Origin of the sequence: Sulfurospirillum multivorans DSM 12446, from assembly GCF_000568815.1 — a bacterium.
In the GTDB taxonomy this organism is placed as follows: domain Bacteria; phylum Campylobacterota; class Campylobacteria; order Campylobacterales; family Sulfurospirillaceae; genus Sulfurospirillum; species Sulfurospirillum multivorans.
Map to the genome: position 1 here is coordinate 2,960,337 of NZ_CP007201.1, position 15,426 is coordinate 2,975,762.

Genomic DNA, 15,426 nt, shown 5'->3' on the forward strand with positions numbered 1-15,426 from the left:
TGCAATATTTGTGGAGTGGCGAGAGAAAAAAGCTTTACATGTAAAAAGAAAATGTGCCTTGAAAATTCAATGATTTATTGATATTTTATATATAATGAATGACCAATAAATAGAGATATATAAAGGAGTTATCATTTTATGAAAATCGATCTATTAACAATATTATTATCATCTGGAGTTTTGGCTGCAATTATTACATCAATCATTAACTTGATTTCAATTAGAACTACAAATAAAAGACTACTCTTAATTGAGGAGTTAAAAAATGATAATACTATTAACACATTTCGATATACCAAGCTATTTGACTTAAACGCTGAATTAAATAATCTGCCTGATGTTGATTATACCATGCTAGACAATCATGAGGGGAAGCTTGTTTGGAGTAAAGATAAGGTAATTAAAGTCGTTGGTGAAAGCACTAATAGATTCTCGATGTTTATTAAAATTTATAATAAATCAAAACCATTATTTGACGAAAATATCATTTCAGAATTACAAAACCTCATTAATAGTGAACGGGCAATAAGTAATGAACTGGTGGAAATTTTATATGCAGGAAGAGAGGGGAATTCTGATATTTCAAACCTTATGGCAATTAGAGTTGAACTTGAGAAAAAGTTACAAGAATCTATTGTAATTCAGCTTAAAGCATTGATAAAAGCATAATGCCTCTATGAAAATCCTACTCCTAGAAGATGACCCTATTTTAAGCGAGATAATTGAAGAGTTTTTAGTCGAACATGGTTTACATGTAAAGCTCTTTTACGATGGCAAAGAAGCGCTTGATGCCATTTTTGAGGGCAAGTTTGACATCTTGGTTTTGGACATCAACGTCCCAAGCCTGAGCGGTTTTGAGCTTTTAAAAACGCTTAAAGAGGCGAATATCGCCACGCCTACTATCTTCATCACGTCACTCGATCAAATCAGCGATGTGAAAAAAGGCTTTGCGTTGGGAGCGGAAGATTACCTCAAAAAACCGTTTGAGCTTGAAGAGCTTTTGGTTCGCATACAGCGCACGAAAAAGTTGCATCACATCGAAGAAAATGCGCTTTTAAAACTCGCTTCAAACATCAGTTACGATCCGCAGAACTATCAGATCGTAACACCTGAGACGTTGTACAAACTTCGCAAAAAAGAGGCGCAGCTTTTGGAGTATTTTATTTCCCATCAAAACCGCATGCTCAGTTTTGAAGAGATCATCGAAGAGGTGTGGCGCTTTGATGAAGTGCCGACCTATGCGACGGTGCGCACCTACATCAAAAACTTGCGCAGTTACGGACTTGAAGGTCTTATAGAGAATATCAAAGGAGTTGGTTATCGCTTTAAGTGCCTATGAAAAACGCTCGCTTGCGAGGTTTTTACTCATCTACCTTGGTTCTATTTACGCGTTCATCTGCCTGCTCGCGTGGATGTTTTACACCATCGAGATCAAAAATCTACACGAAAACTATGCCCTAAAAATGCGCGCAACGGCGTCTAACATCGCGCACAAAATCGTCACCGCGCACATGATGGAAGATGACACGCTTCAAAAATGCCTCGCAGGAAAGCCTGCTGAACAGTGCTTTGGCTTAGAAAAAGAGTACCAACTCGGACTTTTTGGAGAAAACAACACACCTTTACATGTAAGCTTTTCGGAACCTGTGGATTTTACCAAAACGTTTTACTTTGCCAATGACAGTTTTTACGCGCGCGATGAGAGCAGTCAAGAACATCTGGGCATTCACACCATCGTGCTCAAATACGCGCATATCTCCAGTGCGATCAACGCGCTTCGTTGGCACGTTTTGCTCTATTTGTCACTTAGCCTCGCGTTTGCAACGGTTTTAGGCTACGTGCTTGCTAAGCAATTTCTTAAACCCATTCAAGAAGAGATCCACCATCTGGACACCTTCATCAAAGACTCGACACATGAGCTGAACACGCCCATTACGGCAATTTTGATGAGCATCGGAACGCTTAAAAATGTGGATGAGAAGAAGCTCAAGCGCATTGAACTGAGCGCCAAACGCATCGCAACACTCTATGGCAACCTCAGCTACATGCTTTTGCATGACAAACAAAATGAAGACAAAAGCGATGTCGATGTGAAAAAGCTTATCGCCCAGAGGCTCGAATATTTTGCGGATTTAATGGCAAGTAAACAGATCGACTTAAGTCTAAAGCTGGAAGAAAAATCTTTACATGTAAACGAAGAGAGCCTTATCAAACTCATCGACAACCTGCTTTCTAACGCGATCAAATACAACCGTTTGGGCGGAACCATCGAAGTTTCATTGAACGCTGAAAAGCTGAGTGTTAAAGACAATGGCATCGGCATAGCAAGCTCTAAACTAGGCGACATCACCAAACGCTATAAACGCGCCAATAGCGATAAAGGCGGCTTTGGCATCGGTTTGGACATCGCGAATAGCATTTGTAAAACGAATGATTTCAGGCTTGAAATTAGCTCCATCGAAGGCGAAGGCTCTACGTTTAGCGTCTTTTTCTAAGCAAATGTAATGAGCTTACTTTCATCAACCTCAAAACCTATCACATCACCCTCTCTTAAGGTGACATCAAAACTGTATGCACTCAGCATCACCCCTTCAAAATCCAAAATAATTTCATAAAAATTTCCGTAAAAAACAATCTCTTTTATGCGTGCCTTACGCGTAAAATCTGGGCTTAAACGCAACGCATCTAAACGACAATACGCCTCACCAAAACCTAAACTTTGGGGCAATGCGTTGATTTTGCCTAAAAAATTGGCGCAGTAGAGAGAACTCGGGTGATTGTAAACCTCTTTGGGTGTGCCGATTTGCAAGATGTCACCACCATCCATAATGGCAATGCGATCGGACAGGTAAAACGCATCTTCTTTGTCGTGCGTGATGAAAAGGGCTGTGATGCCAAAGAGTTTGATCATCTCTTTAAGCTCTGCCCTTAAAATGGCTCTCAGTTCCGTGTCGATGTTGCTCAGGGGTTCATCAAGCAGCAAAATCTTAGGCTTATCCAAGATAGCACGCGCCAATGCAACACGCTGCTGCTGACCACCGCTGATCTCATGAGGGTACTTGGAAGCAAGTGCTTCTATCTTGGTTTTTTCCATTACATGTAAAAGCTCTTCTTGGCTCGCTTTGCTTCCAAAAGCGATGTTTTGAGCGATGCTCAGATGGGGTAAAAGCGCGTAGTTTTGGAAGACAATGGCGATCTCTCGCTGATTGGGAGGAAGATTGGTTTTGGCATCATAGACGACCTTATCGCCAATCCAAATTGTTCCACTGTCAGGATTTTCAAGACCGGAGAGCATACGTAAAAGCGTTGTTTTTCCACTGCCGCTTCTGCCTAAAATGGTAAAAATTTCACCTTCGTTGATGGAAAAGCTAATGTCATTGGCAACACAAACGCTTCCTTTGCAAAAACGTTTGTGTAAATTTTCGATGCTAACGATAGGTTTCATCTTCTACCTCGTACAAATTTTGAATTGAGTAATAAGACCGCAATGGCAGTTGTCACCACCAATAAGAGCGATGGAAAGGCACTTTTATAGAGTATTTCGTTGCTGGCTAACTCGTAAATGCGAATGGCAATGGTGTCATAATTAAACGGTCTTAAAAGCAAGGTCGCTGGAAGCTCTTTGGCAAGGTCGATGTAAAGAATCAAAAAACCACTGAGCAAATAAGGTCGCATCAGTGGTAAATAGACTTTAAAAATACGCCCCCATTCGCTCGTTCCAAAGACAATGGTTGCATCATCAATGCTTTTGTCTATCTTGCTAAAACCATTTTCAACCGAGCCAATACTTGCGGCAAAATAACGGCTCAAATACGCAAATATCAACGCAAAAAATGAGCCTCCCAGTACGACTTTACCAAAACTTTGGTCGATAAAATTGGTAAAAAGTAAAATACCTATACCGATGATAGCACCAGGAATTGAGTAACCCAGAATGGAGAGTTTATGACTCATCACTCCTAACTTGCTTGGGTAAAAACGCGAAGCATAGACCATTCCAAACGCTAAAGCGATGATGATGAAGGAGGAGAGAACATTGAGACTCAGTGTGCAGTAAAGATAGGTTAAAGAACTCCAATCCAGTGTGCCAAAATCGAGATAAAACCAGTACAGAAGCACGCCCGTTGGGATGAAAAGTGTCAAAGTGCTTATGAGCATCGAGAGTCCAAAAGCGATGCCATTTTGAAAGCCTCTTAGTTTTACTTTAGGCGCTTTTTGACTGCTGTGGGTGACGCTGATAAAACGAAATTTGGCTCTTAATCGAGATTCTGCAAGCATCATGCTAAAAACCATAAGGAGCATAATAATCGCAAGGTTAATCGCCTCATTTAGATTGCCATAGCCAAACCAACTCTTAAAAATACCCACACTAAAGGTATCGACACCAAAGTACGCCACTGTTCCGTAGTCACTCAAAACTTCCATCATGGCAAGCACAAGCCCCGCAAAAATGGCAGGGTATGCCAAAGGCAGATAGACCGTGAAAAAGGCTTTGCAAAAGGAGAGCTGTTTGAGTGAAACCAGTTCAACCACCGTTGAAGAGATGGAGGCAAATGAGACACGTGCCAAAATGAAGACATACGGAAACATCGCAAAAGAGAGAATAGCCGTAACGCCGTAAATATTTAAGATGTCAAGTTTAACTTTGGGCTGGGAGAGAAGCGTTGCTAAGATGCCATGAAACTCAAAAAATCCCACATAACTGTAGCCTAAGATGTAGGCGGGAAAGGCTAAAGGGAGTACAAAAATGAGGCTAAAAAAACGACTTCCAACATACTCAAAACGCGCACTCATAAACGCTGTACTGATGCCTAAAAGAAGCACTAAAAATGCTGTTCCGAAGAGAACAAAAGCCGTATTTTTTGTGTAAAGTAGAAGCTCTGATAGGTTGATCGAAGTCACCCTAAAATCATTTTGTGCGATAAAGTAGATGACAAGCGAAACAATGGGAAGAGAGATTACCAGCCCCAAAAGAGGGGCTAGTAAATATTTAAACTTTTGCATTATCTCCAGTTTGCCTTTGTTGCGATTTCAACCGCTTTTTTGGTGTATTTCCCTACTTCTGCTAGAGGTAATGTATCTTCTTTAAAGGTACCAAACGTTGCAACCGTTCCAGAAGCTTTTACAGCAGGGTTCGCTGGATACTCGTGGTTAGCTTCGGCAAAGAGGGTTTGTGCCTCAACGCTACTTAAAAACTCGATCAATTTAATCGCATTCTCTTTGTTCTTAGCATACTTTGTTACACCTGCACCACTGATGTTGATGTGCGTTCCCTCCGCTTTTTGTGCAGGGAAAAAGAGCTTGACACTTCTAGCGATTTCAACGTCTTTGGGATCTTTGCTGTTAAGCATTATGCCTAAATAATAGGTATTGACAATCGCTAAGTCACCCTCCCCACTTGCCACTGCTTTGATTTGGTCTCTATCATTTCCTTTTGGATCTCTCGCAAAATTTGCCACTAATCCTTTAGCAAATTCCAACGCTTTGGCTTCACCGTGATTCGCGATGATAGACGCTAAAAGCGATTTATTGTACGCTGCAGATGAGCTACGGGTAAGAATCTTACCTTTAAACTTTGGATCGCTTAGATCAAGGTAACTTCCCAGCTCTTTTTCAGAGATTTTCTCTGGATTGTAAACAAATATACGCGCACGTTTTGTCAAACCAAACCATTCATTGTCACTATCTCTTAAGTGCGCAGGAATATTTGCGCTTAACGTTTTAGAGTCAATTTTTTGAAGCAATCCTTCCACTTTTGCTTCGTATAAATTGCCAATATCCGAGGTAATTAACATATCAGCAGGTGAATTAGCACCCTCAATTTTGAGCTTTGAAACAAGCTCTTCTGCTTTGGCAGTAATAACATTAACTTTAATGCCACTCTTTTTTTCAAACGCGGCAAAGAGCAGTTTATCACTGTCGTAATGTCTGTGTGAATAGACATTGATTTCACTTGCCAGTGCAAAGCTCGATGCAATGCTAAGCCCTAAAAATGCTTTTAAGATGTTGGAGGAAATACTCATTATAGCTATCCTTATACTAATTTTGTGATGGAAGCATAATATAAAACTCTTTAATAAGTTGTAATAACCATTATCAATTAAAAAGCTAAAGCCTATTTTATTTTTTGATACGGTTCATTCTAGTGCGCTTATTACCTTTTAAAAGAGAAGTGATTTTGTATACAAACCAAGAGTAGCCTTATCCAAAACAACTACTCTTAAACTATTAAATAAACCTTAAATACCTTGGAGTAGAATGAATTCTATCTTAATCTTTAGGAGGCATTTATGGTCAAAAAATTTGCAGTAGCCCTCATGGTAGCAGCTCTGCCTTTCGCTCTTTTTGCAGCTGAGACCAAAGTATCACTTAATCTTGCAACGACTGATGGCGTTGGTGAGAAAATCGGTGACATTACCATTAGTGAAACAAAATATGGACTCCTTTTTACACCTTCTTTAAAAGGCGTTCCAGCAGGTATTCATGGTTTCCATGTCCATGCGAACCCTAGTTGTGAACCCTCAAAAGCAGCCGATGGTAAAGTAACTCCTGCAGGAGCGGCAGGTGGACACTTCGACCCAAAAGCGACCAATGCACACAAAGGTCCTTACAGTGATGATGGTCACTTAGGCGATCTTCCTGCACTTTATGCCGATGCAAATGGTGAAATCACGACGCCTGTTCTTGCTCCAAGACTGACGTCATTGGATCAAATTAAAAAACACGCCTTGATGCTTCACGCAGGTGGAGACAACCACTCTGACCATCCAGCAATGCTTGGCGGTGGCGGTGCTCGCGTTGCATGCGGCATTATCAAATAGTCTTACCTTTAAAAGGGAGGGGTTCCCCCTCTCTTTACTCATTTTATTCCCATTCTTCACCATTTTTTTCGTCTTTATAGAGACGTTTTAAAAAACTTCCCCCTTAAAATCAATTCCAAATTTTATACTTGAGTATTTTAATAAGTTTACTTGACAATACCTTACTAAAATGCTATTATTCTCCAAATTAAAAAAGAGGCAACATGGTAGAGCACAAAAAACGCAGTATCGCTAAAGCAATCTCTTGGAGAACACTCGGAACGGTTGACACCATGTTGATCAGTTTTATCGTCACGGGAAGCCCACTTGCCGCCGTCTCTATTGGGGCATTTGAGTTGATTACTAAAACAGCTTTGTATTATTTTCATGAAAGAGCATGGAATAAAATCGATTTTGGTCGAGCGAAAAAAGAGCCAGAGTATCAAATATGAGCCAAGCATACGACATTAAGATCGCAGAAGCGATCAACACTTTAAAAGAACTTATCGGAGATAAAGCGCTTAATGTTACGTTGGCATTTAGCCATCAAAGTGAAGATGCCATCAATATCTCTCTAGCGCAAAAAGCGGGCATTGATTTTGATGTTTTTACGCTTGAAACCCACAAACTTTTTGATGAATCCTTAGCGTATGAAAAAGAGATCGAAGCTTTTTTTGGCGTAGAGATCAAACGCTTTAGCGCAAATGATGAACAGATCAAGGATTTGGAAGCAAAGGTCGGAGAATTTGGCATCTTTGATGACATTGATCTCCGCAAAGAGTGTTGTCATGTACGCAAACTCATTCCTTTGGCGCGTGCGCTTAAGGGTTACCACGGCTGGATCAGCGGTATTCGCATCGCGCAGTCAATTACGAGAAGCGACACAAAACTGGTAGAATTTGATGGTAAGTTTGAACTCTTAAAGTTCAACCCCCTCACCCATTTTAGTGATGAGGACGTCGAGCGTTATATGACTGAATTTGCCATTCCTCAAAACAGTTTATACGCTAAAGGCTTTAAAAGCATCGGCTGTAAGCCCTGTACACGCGCCATTTCTGAGGGTGAAGATATACGAGCGGGTCGATGGTGGTGGGAGAATCCCGAACATAAAGAGTGCGGATTGCATCTGCATAAGGAGAAGTAAGTAATGGATCATTTAGACAGACTCGAAGCCCAGAGTATCTATATTTTGCGAGAAGCATACAGAAGCTTCCCAAACCTTGCCATGCTTTGGAGCATCGGTAAAGATAGCACCGTACTCTTGTGGCTCACACGAAAAGCATTTTTTGGGCATGTTCCTTACCCGTTGGTACACATCGACACGGCGTTTAAAATTCCTGAGATGATCAAATACCGCGATGAAATCGCGATTCAATGGGACTTAAACTTAGTCGTTGGACAAAACAAAGAAGCGCTTGCAAAGGGTGAAACGTTTGTCAATGGACTTGATCGCCTCAGCTGCTGTAAAAAGCTCAAAAGCGACGCGCTCAAAAATACGCTTGATGGAACATGGGCACGCCGTAAATGGAATCCTTACAAAAAAGTATGGGAAGATGAATTGAACGGAGCGCCTTATACGGGTGTGATCGTCGGCGTTAGGGCGGATGAAGAAGGCAGTCGTTCCAAAGAACGCGTTTTCTCAGCACGTGATGAAAAGAGCGAATGGGATGCCAGTACCCAACCACCAGAACTGTGGAATCAGTACAAAACCGATTTTGCACCCGGAACGCATGTGCGCATTCACCCACTTTTGGAGTGGACGGAGCTGAACATTTGGGAGTATATCGAGAGGGAAAATATTCCTATTATCAACCTCTATTTTGATCAAGGTAATGGCAAACGATACCGTTCTTTAGGATGTTTTCCATGTACGGCACCTGTCGATTCACAGGCTCGTAATCCAAAAGAGATCATCGAAGAGCTAACCTCTGGTAAGTTTAAAGACATCGCGGAACGTTCAGGCCGAGCGCAAGATAAAGACGGTGGTGGCACACTCGAGCGACTTAGAAAAGAAGGATATATGTAATGCAAAGACTCAATATTGTCATCACAGGACACGTCGACCACGGTAAAAGTACGCTCATTGGGCGTCTGCTTGCCGACACTGACTCATTGCCACAAGGAAAACTAGAGAGCGTGAAAAAGATGTGTGAAAACAACGCACGTCCGTTTGAGTACGCTTTCTTGCTTGACGCTTTAGCCGATGAGCAAAAACAAGGCATTACGATAGACAGTGCGCGCGTCTTTTTTCAGAGTAAAAAACGTGAATACATCATCATCGATGCCCCTGGTCACATCGAATTTTTGAAAAACATGATCAGTGGAGCGTCTCGTGCGGAGGCGGCTTTACTTCTCATTGACGCCAAAGAGGGTGTGGCTGAAAACTCTAAACGTCATGGAATGCTTCTTTCCCTTTTGGGCATCAAACAAGTGGCGATTGTGGTCAATAAAATGGACTTGGTCAACTTTAGTGAAATCGCGTTTACAAAACTGAAAGTCGAGTACAGCGAATACCTTGCAACGCTGGGCATTAAAAGCGACATTTTTATCCCAATCAGCGCAAGAGAAGGTGTAAACCTCATCGAGCATTCTGCTTCGACTCCTTGGTATAAAGGACCAACCGTTTTAGAAATTTTAGATAGTTTCAAAAGCGTGGAAGAAAAAGAGAATGATGACTTTAGAATGCCATTACAAGATGTTTATAAATTTACACGTGACAATGATGACCGTCGAATTTATGCGGGAACCGTAACCAGTGGCGAGCTCAATGTGGGTGATGAAGTGGTTTTTTACCCTTCTTTGAAACGCTCTAAAGTTGCAAGCATCGAGAGCTTTAACACCGAAGTCAAAACGAGTGTCAAAGAGAGTGAAGCGATTGGTTTTACGCTTCAAACACAAATTTACGTACGAAACGGTGACGTGGTAGCCAGAGCTGATCAAAGTGCGCCAAAAGTGAGTAACCGTTTTGAAGCCAACCTCTTTTGGTTAGGCGCAAAGCCGTTGGAACTCGATAAACCGTACAAAATTAAGATTGGTTCGGCGCAAAGTACGATCTATCTTGAAGAGATCAAACGCGTCATTGATGGCGATACGTTAGACCGCGCTGATGAACCAAGTGTAGGACGTCATGAAGCGGCGTGTGTTATCTTTAGAGTACACGATCTTGTAGCGATGGAGCAATTTGGCGAGAACCAGAAGTTAGGTCGTTTTGTGATCGTTGATGAATATGACATCGCAGGCGGTGGCATCATCACTGAGGTGCTAGAGCAGTACACCACACGTCGTACAAAAGCTTTACATGTAAATGATGTTTTGGTCGACAAAGCAGGCGAAAGTGCAGAGTTTGAAGAGGAGCTTTTTGCACTTCTTCGCAAACATTTTCCCCATCAATTTAATTAAGGAATGAACTATGAAATTAACCATTAACGGCGACGTAAAAGAGATTAAGGACGGAATCGTTCTTTCAGAATTATTGGTCATCGAAGATGTTGAACAACCTGATATGGTCTCCGTCCAACTCAATGACGAATTTTTAATCAAAGATACCTATGCAACAACAACGCTTAAAGAGGGCGATGAGATCAACTTTTTATACTTCATGGGAGGTGGTGCGTGAGAGATTTTAGCGATGAAGAATTAGAGCGTTATTCACGTCACATCATCCTCCAAGATGTGGGTATTGAAGGGCAAGAGAAAATTGCTAACTCTAAAGTTTTAGTCATTGGTGCGGGTGGGCTTGGCTCTCCTGTAGCACTTTACTTAGCCGCAGCAGGTGTGGGCGAAATCGGCATCGTGGATGGCGATGTCGTCGATCTTTCAAACCTTCAACGTCAAGTCATTCATGCCACAGCAGATATTGGGGTTCCTAAAGTACTTTCGGCTAAAGCGAAAATGGAAGCGATTAACCCGAATGTTAAAGTCACCGTGTACCAAAAGTTTTTAGATGCTTCCAACATTTTGGACATCGTCAAAGGCTATGACTTTGTCATCGATGGAACCGACAATTTCTCGGCAAAATTTTTGATTAACGATGCGTGTATCTTGGCAAATGTACCTTATTCTCACGGTGGTATTTTGCGTTTTGGCGGACAAACGATGACGATTAAGCCACACGAGAGTGCGTGTTATGCGTGTGTGTTTGACAGCCCTCCTCCAGCCAATGCGATTCCTACATGTTCAAGTGCCGGTATATTGGGCGCGGTTGCTGGCATGCTTGGAACCATCCAAGCCGCAGAAGCTTTAAAATACATCGTCGGTGTGGGTGAACCACTCTACAACAGACTCTTAACCTTTGATGCCAAAACGATGAACTTTAGAAATGTGAATTTCAAGAAAAACCCTAAATGTCGCGTCTGTGGTGGAGAGGGAATCAAAGAGATACGAGATTACGAAGCCGTTGTCTGTGAGGCAAAGCTATGATAAAAATCCCACAAAGCGTGTACGATGAAATCGTCGCACATGCGCTAAAAGATGCCCCGATTGAAGCGTGTGGTTATCTTGCTGGGATCAATGGCGAAGTGAAATACGCCATCCCTATGAAAAATACGGATGCAAGCAATGAACACTTCAGCTTTGATCCACAAGAGCAGTTTGACGCGTTTAAAAAGACGCAAAAAGAGGGTCTTAGACTCATTTCTGTCTACCACTCTCACCCAGAAACACCTGCTCGTCCGAGCGAGGAAGACATTCGTTTAGCGTTTGATCCTAATGTCAGTTATATTATCGTCTCACTTGCAGGCGAAGTTCCTGATATGAAGTCATTTATTATTAAAAATAAAACGGTTGAAAAAGAAGAAATTAACATTATTTAAAGTCATGAAGAAGCCAGCTTCGAAATAAATCCTCTTGCAACACGGTTGAGACACGATGGGAGCCCCGAAACGCTCCGCTTATTCGTCCCATCGGCTCAAAGTGTTTTATTCGGATTTTTTCTACGCGACTTCTTCATCAAAACGTTTACATGTAACGATAAGGAGTTACGATTATGAGCAGATATACTATCCCTGAAATGGTCTATGAAGACCTTGAAATTTTCAAAAAAAACCATGCCGAATTTTTGGCAGGCACACTTGATGAGCTTACCTTTAAAACAATGCGCGTTCCCTTTGGCGTCTATGAACAACGTGAAGCCAATACCTTTATGGTGCGCATCAAACTTGCTGGCGGTATCTTAACCCCCAAACAACTTTTAACGCTCTCTGACTTAGCTGAAAAGTACGCACACGAGGCGATTCATATCACCACACGTGGTGGTGCTCAGCTTCACTATGTCAAGATCGAAGATATCATTGACATTATCACAAAACTGCACAGCATTGATCTCAGTGGTCGTGGCGGTGGAGGAAACACTGTTCGTAACGTTATGGCAGACCCACTTGCGGGTACGGCAAAAGATGAGATTTTTGATGTCTCTCCGTATGCCCTTGCGATTACGACAAAAATGCTCGAGCAAAAAGATTCGTTTGCATTGCCACGAAAATTCAAAATTACGTTTAGCGGCTCCGAAGCCGATCGTGGGTATGCGACGATTCACGATGTAGGCTTTATCGCGAAAATTGAAAACGGTGTCAAAGGCTTTAAACTCTTTGTCGCTGGTGGTATGGGTGCGAAGTCTCGTGTAGGAAGCAAATTTCTTGATTTTGTGCCTGACACCGAAGTCTTTTTGTACTCTCAAGCGATTAAACAAGTGTTTGATCAAAATGGTAACCGCAAAAACAAACATGCCGCGCGCCTTCGCTTCTTGATTGAAGAGTTGGGCATGGATGAGTTTAGAAGACTGGTCAATGTTGAAATTGAAGCACTCAAAGCCAAAGGTGGCTGGGAAATGCCAGTTGCCGAGATTGAGCGCACGCAGGGCGACACCACGCATGAACCTTTTAGCGTGCCAGAATCCATTTCAAAATGGTGGAACCGTTACGTTTACGCCCAAAAACAAGAGGGGCTTTATGGATGTAAAGTGCCTGTGCATTTAGGGGATATTCACTTTAATAATGCTCGTGCCCTTGCAAATGCCCTGCTTCCGTTTGGTGAAGATGTTCTTCGTTTTACAGGCGATCAAAACCTCTACATTAGAAACCTTACAGCGCCTCAAATGGCAAGTTTACACGACATCTTGCAAAAATTTTCTGTTGAAGTCTCTAAACCAACGCTCTTTGGTGATATGGTCGCATGTACAGGTGCGACAACGTGTCAACTCGGCATCGCTCGTCCTCGTGGTGCAGTCGATGCGATTCAAAAACGTCTCAATAAACTCATCGATGAGCGTGACTATGATGCCCTTCAAGGATTTAAAATCCATTTATCGGGTTGTCCGAACAGTTGTGGAAAACACCTTATCGGCGATCTTGGATTTTTTGGAAAAGTCCAACGTAATGAGGGCTACTCCTACCCAGCGTACAACGTCGTAGCAGGTTCACGCACATCAGGAGAAGGCAGTGTATACGCCCAAAAAGCAGGTGATGTTGCAGCCTTTCATGTTCCTGCCTTTGTCGAAGAAGTTTTGGATACGTGGCTTTTACATGTAAAGGCTTATAAGAGTTTTGCAGACTGGATTGACGATGGGGGACTTTCTATCATCACAGAGATCAGTAAAAAATACGTGGATATTCCTTCGTTCAAAGAGGACAAAAACCCTTACTTTGACTATGATGCCGTTGAACTTTTCTCTTTAAAAGGTCGAGGTACGGGTGAGTGTAGTGCAGGTATGTACGACCTCATCGAAGCCGATAAGAAGGCGCTTAAAGAAGCACTTGAGAAAGAGGAAAAAGACTATGAGTTGATTCGTCTTTTGGCGGCTCGTATGCTACTCGTCACACGTGGAGAGGACGCTAGGGATAAAGCGGGTGTTCTAAAAGCCTTTAAAACACTTTTTGTCGATACAACCCTGCTCAATGCTTACTTTGGCACGATGCTAGAGGGTGATGCGGATGAAAAATCGATCGAGCTGGCAGAAGAAGTTATCAAGCTTTACGAAACAATGGACAATACACTTAAATTTGCCAAAGAGAAAGAGTTGGCAGCAGCGGTGGCTACGCAGACTGAAGCAAAATCAGCCCATTTTAAAGACCTCAGCGGTGTGGCGTGCCCGATGAACTTTGTCAAAACAAAGATGGAACTCTCCAAAATCGGAAGCGGTGAAGTCTTGGAAATTTTACTCGATGATGGCGCACCGATTGACAACGTACCAAAATCAGTCGCAAGTGAAGGACATACCGTCGAAGCGACTACCAAAGAGGGTAATGGCTGGCGTGTAAGGATCGTGAAAAAATGAGTACCTTAGGCATCGCACTCACACCAAAACGCATGCTTTTGATTGGAGCGGGCAAAGTCGCCGCACAGAAAGCGCGCGTACTGGACAGTCTTGATTTTGCGTACGAAATCGTCGCAGAATCAAGGCTCGATGCCTATTTTGATTCCAAAATATTTACATGTAAAGCGTTTGAGGATGCTGATGCAGAGGGCTTTGAAGTCATTATTGATGCGACAGGCAATGAGCAGGTGACCCAGCGTTTGGTTGCGCTCAAACCTCATCTTCATTTTTGGCTCAATGTCGTAGACGTGCCCGAACTGTGTGATTTTTACTTTAGCGCGCTGACGCGTCGTGGCGACATTCAAGTCGCCGTCAGCAGTGGAGGCAGTTCGCCAACCTTGGCGCAAGTCATTCGCGACAAAATTGAGAAGATTTTGCCACGTGATTTGACTTCACTCATCGACAGACTGAAAAACGAGCGTAAAAAACCAGACCGTGACTTAGAAAAACTCAAAGAGATCGCCAAAGCAGGTGTGGGAAAAGTCTTTTTGATCGGCTGTGGAACAGGGTATGTGGGTAACCTCACGCTCGACGCCTTAAATGCCTTTGAACTGCTCGATGTTGCGTTGGTGGATGCATTGGTCTCCGAGGAAATTCGCGCCCTGATTCCGCTTACATGTAAAGTCGTCGATGTGAGCAAAAAGAAAGGTTTTCACTCCAAAAGCCAAGATGAGATCAACGCGCTTTTGGTCGACTACGCCAAACAAGGGTTGGTTGTCGGACGGCTCAAAGGTGGTGACCCACTTCTGTTTGGTCGCTTGGGTGAAGAGAAGCAGGTTTTGAGTGCGCATGGTATCTCCTTTGAGGTGATTAATGGCATTACTTCAGCACTTAGGTCATGCACCGTTTCAGGCATTGTGCCAACGATTCGCGACATTTCCAAAGGGGTGACCATCGTTTCAGCGCACCTGCGAGAAACGCTTTTTAACGATGACTGGGTGAGCATTTTAAAACAGCCACTGCACACAGTAATCGTTTTGATGGCGCACAGTTTTGCGAAAAAGATTGAAGATTCGATTGCAAAACAGGGCATCGACCCAAATCTTCCCGCCGCGTTTGTCTCGAAGATTGACCTGCCCGATCAAATCACCATAGTGGGAACTGTGGGAAAATTGGATAAAATGGCAACATTGTGCGCCACACCAGCGGTATTAATCATCGGTGAGTGTGTCGCAAAAGAGAACATTCTACCCGCTGAAAATAGTGGCAAAATCATTTACATGTAAAGGCTAATCAGCTGTCTAAAAAAAGCACCAACGGTGCGCGGGCTCGCTGCCGAAGCGAACTCAGCGTTAGCGAAGAGTTCAAAGCTTTGCT

16 protein-coding genes are annotated in these 15,426 nt (G+C 42.8%); 13 read left to right on the plus strand and 3 right to left on the minus strand.

The window, feature by feature from the left end; all coding sequences use genetic code 11:
• Positions 1-138 precede the first annotated feature (138 nt).
• Genes SMUL_RS15340 through SMUL_RS15350 form a run of 3 tightly spaced genes read left to right on the plus strand, consistent with a single transcriptional unit; the run spans position 139 to position 2,495 of the window.
• Positions 139-669 (plus strand): hypothetical protein, encoded by a 531-nt coding sequence (locus SMUL_RS15340; RefSeq protein ID WP_025346132.1) that lies wholly within the window; start codon positions 139-141, stop codon positions 667-669.
• Between the two features lie 7 nt (positions 670-676).
• Positions 677-1,339: a response regulator transcription factor gene (locus SMUL_RS15345; protein WP_025346133.1), complete on the plus strand. Its 663-nt coding sequence runs from the start codon at positions 677-679 to the stop codon at positions 1,337-1,339.
• Complete coding sequence (locus SMUL_RS15350) at positions 1,314-2,495, plus strand: sensor histidine kinase (protein ID WP_025346134.1); 1,182 nt, start codon at positions 1,314-1,316, stop codon at positions 2,493-2,495. The genes SMUL_RS15345 and SMUL_RS15350 overlap by 26 nt, the downstream gene beginning before the upstream one ends.
• On the opposite strand, the gene SMUL_RS15355 is transcribed toward SMUL_RS15350, so the two are convergent.
• From SMUL_RS15355 to SMUL_RS15365, 3 genes are read right to left on the minus strand one after another with little or no spacing between them, the layout of a single operon-like run.
• Positions 2,492-3,445 (minus strand): ABC transporter ATP-binding protein, encoded by a 954-nt coding sequence (locus SMUL_RS15355; protein WP_025346135.1) that lies wholly within the window; start codon positions 3,443-3,445, stop codon positions 2,492-2,494. The two genes, SMUL_RS15350 and SMUL_RS15355, sit on opposite strands and share 4 nt — an antisense overlap.
• On the minus strand, positions 3,442-5,004 hold the full coding sequence (locus SMUL_RS15360) for an ABC transporter permease (RefSeq protein WP_190278596.1): 1,563 nt from the start codon (positions 5,002-5,004) through the stop codon (positions 3,442-3,444). The genes SMUL_RS15355 and SMUL_RS15360 overlap by 4 nt, the downstream gene beginning before the upstream one ends.
• On the minus strand, positions 5,004-6,023 hold the full coding sequence (locus SMUL_RS15365) for a Fe(3+) ABC transporter substrate-binding protein (protein ID WP_025346137.1): 1,020 nt from the start codon (positions 6,021-6,023) through the stop codon (positions 5,004-5,006). The genes SMUL_RS15360 and SMUL_RS15365 overlap by 1 nt, the downstream gene beginning before the upstream one ends.
• Before the next feature lie 267 nt (positions 6,024-6,290).
• On the opposite strand from SMUL_RS15365, the gene sodC reads away from it, so the two are divergent.
• The 10 genes from sodC to cobA all read left to right on the plus strand — a co-directional run bounded on the left by sodC (position 6,291) and on the right by cobA (position 15,335).
• Entirely contained in the window at positions 6,291-6,821 is a 531-nt protein-coding gene (sodC, locus tag SMUL_RS15370) for a superoxide dismutase family protein (protein WP_025346138.1), read from the plus strand.
• 203 nt (positions 6,822-7,024) lie between these two features.
• On the plus strand, positions 7,025-7,252 hold the full coding sequence (locus tag SMUL_RS15375; protein ID WP_025346139.1) for a DUF2061 domain-containing protein: 228 nt from the start codon (positions 7,025-7,027) through the stop codon (positions 7,250-7,252).
• Positions 7,249-7,944 (plus strand): phosphoadenylyl-sulfate reductase, encoded by a 696-nt coding sequence (locus tag SMUL_RS15380; RefSeq protein ID WP_025346140.1) that lies wholly within the window; start codon positions 7,249-7,251, stop codon positions 7,942-7,944. The genes SMUL_RS15375 and SMUL_RS15380 overlap by 4 nt, the downstream gene beginning before the upstream one ends.
• 3 nt (positions 7,945-7,947) lie before the next feature.
• Positions 7,948-8,826: a sulfate adenylyltransferase subunit CysD gene (gene cysD, locus SMUL_RS15385; RefSeq protein WP_025346141.1), complete on the plus strand. Its 879-nt coding sequence runs from the start codon at positions 7,948-7,950 to the stop codon at positions 8,824-8,826.
• A complete protein-coding gene (locus SMUL_RS15390; RefSeq protein WP_025346142.1) occupies positions 8,826-10,199 on the plus strand; it encodes a sulfate adenylyltransferase subunit 1 in 1,374 nt (457 codons plus the stop codon). Before cysD ends, SMUL_RS15390 begins: the two co-directional genes overlap by 1 nt.
• Before the next feature lie 10 nt (positions 10,200-10,209).
• Entirely contained in the window at positions 10,210-10,416 is a 207-nt protein-coding gene (gene thiS / locus SMUL_RS15395; RefSeq protein WP_025346143.1) for a sulfur carrier protein ThiS, read from the plus strand.
• Positions 10,413-11,219 (plus strand): HesA/MoeB/ThiF family protein, encoded by an 807-nt coding sequence (locus SMUL_RS15400; protein ID WP_025346144.1) that lies wholly within the window; start codon positions 10,413-10,415, stop codon positions 11,217-11,219. The genes thiS and SMUL_RS15400 overlap by 4 nt, the downstream gene beginning before the upstream one ends.
• Positions 11,216-11,611 (plus strand): M67 family metallopeptidase, encoded by a 396-nt coding sequence (locus tag SMUL_RS15405; protein WP_025346145.1) that lies wholly within the window; start codon positions 11,216-11,218, stop codon positions 11,609-11,611. The genes SMUL_RS15400 and SMUL_RS15405 overlap by 4 nt, the downstream gene beginning before the upstream one ends.
• Before the next feature lie 173 nt (positions 11,612-11,784).
• Positions 11,785-14,070, plus strand: coding sequence for a sulfurtransferase TusA family protein (locus SMUL_RS15410; RefSeq protein WP_025346146.1), 2,286 nt, complete (start codon positions 11,785-11,787; stop codon positions 14,068-14,070).
• Positions 14,067-15,335, plus strand: coding sequence for a uroporphyrinogen-III C-methyltransferase (gene cobA / locus SMUL_RS15415; RefSeq protein ID WP_025346147.1), 1,269 nt, complete (start codon positions 14,067-14,069; stop codon positions 15,333-15,335). The genes SMUL_RS15410 and cobA overlap by 4 nt, the downstream gene beginning before the upstream one ends.
• Positions 15,336-15,426 lie beyond the last annotated feature (91 nt).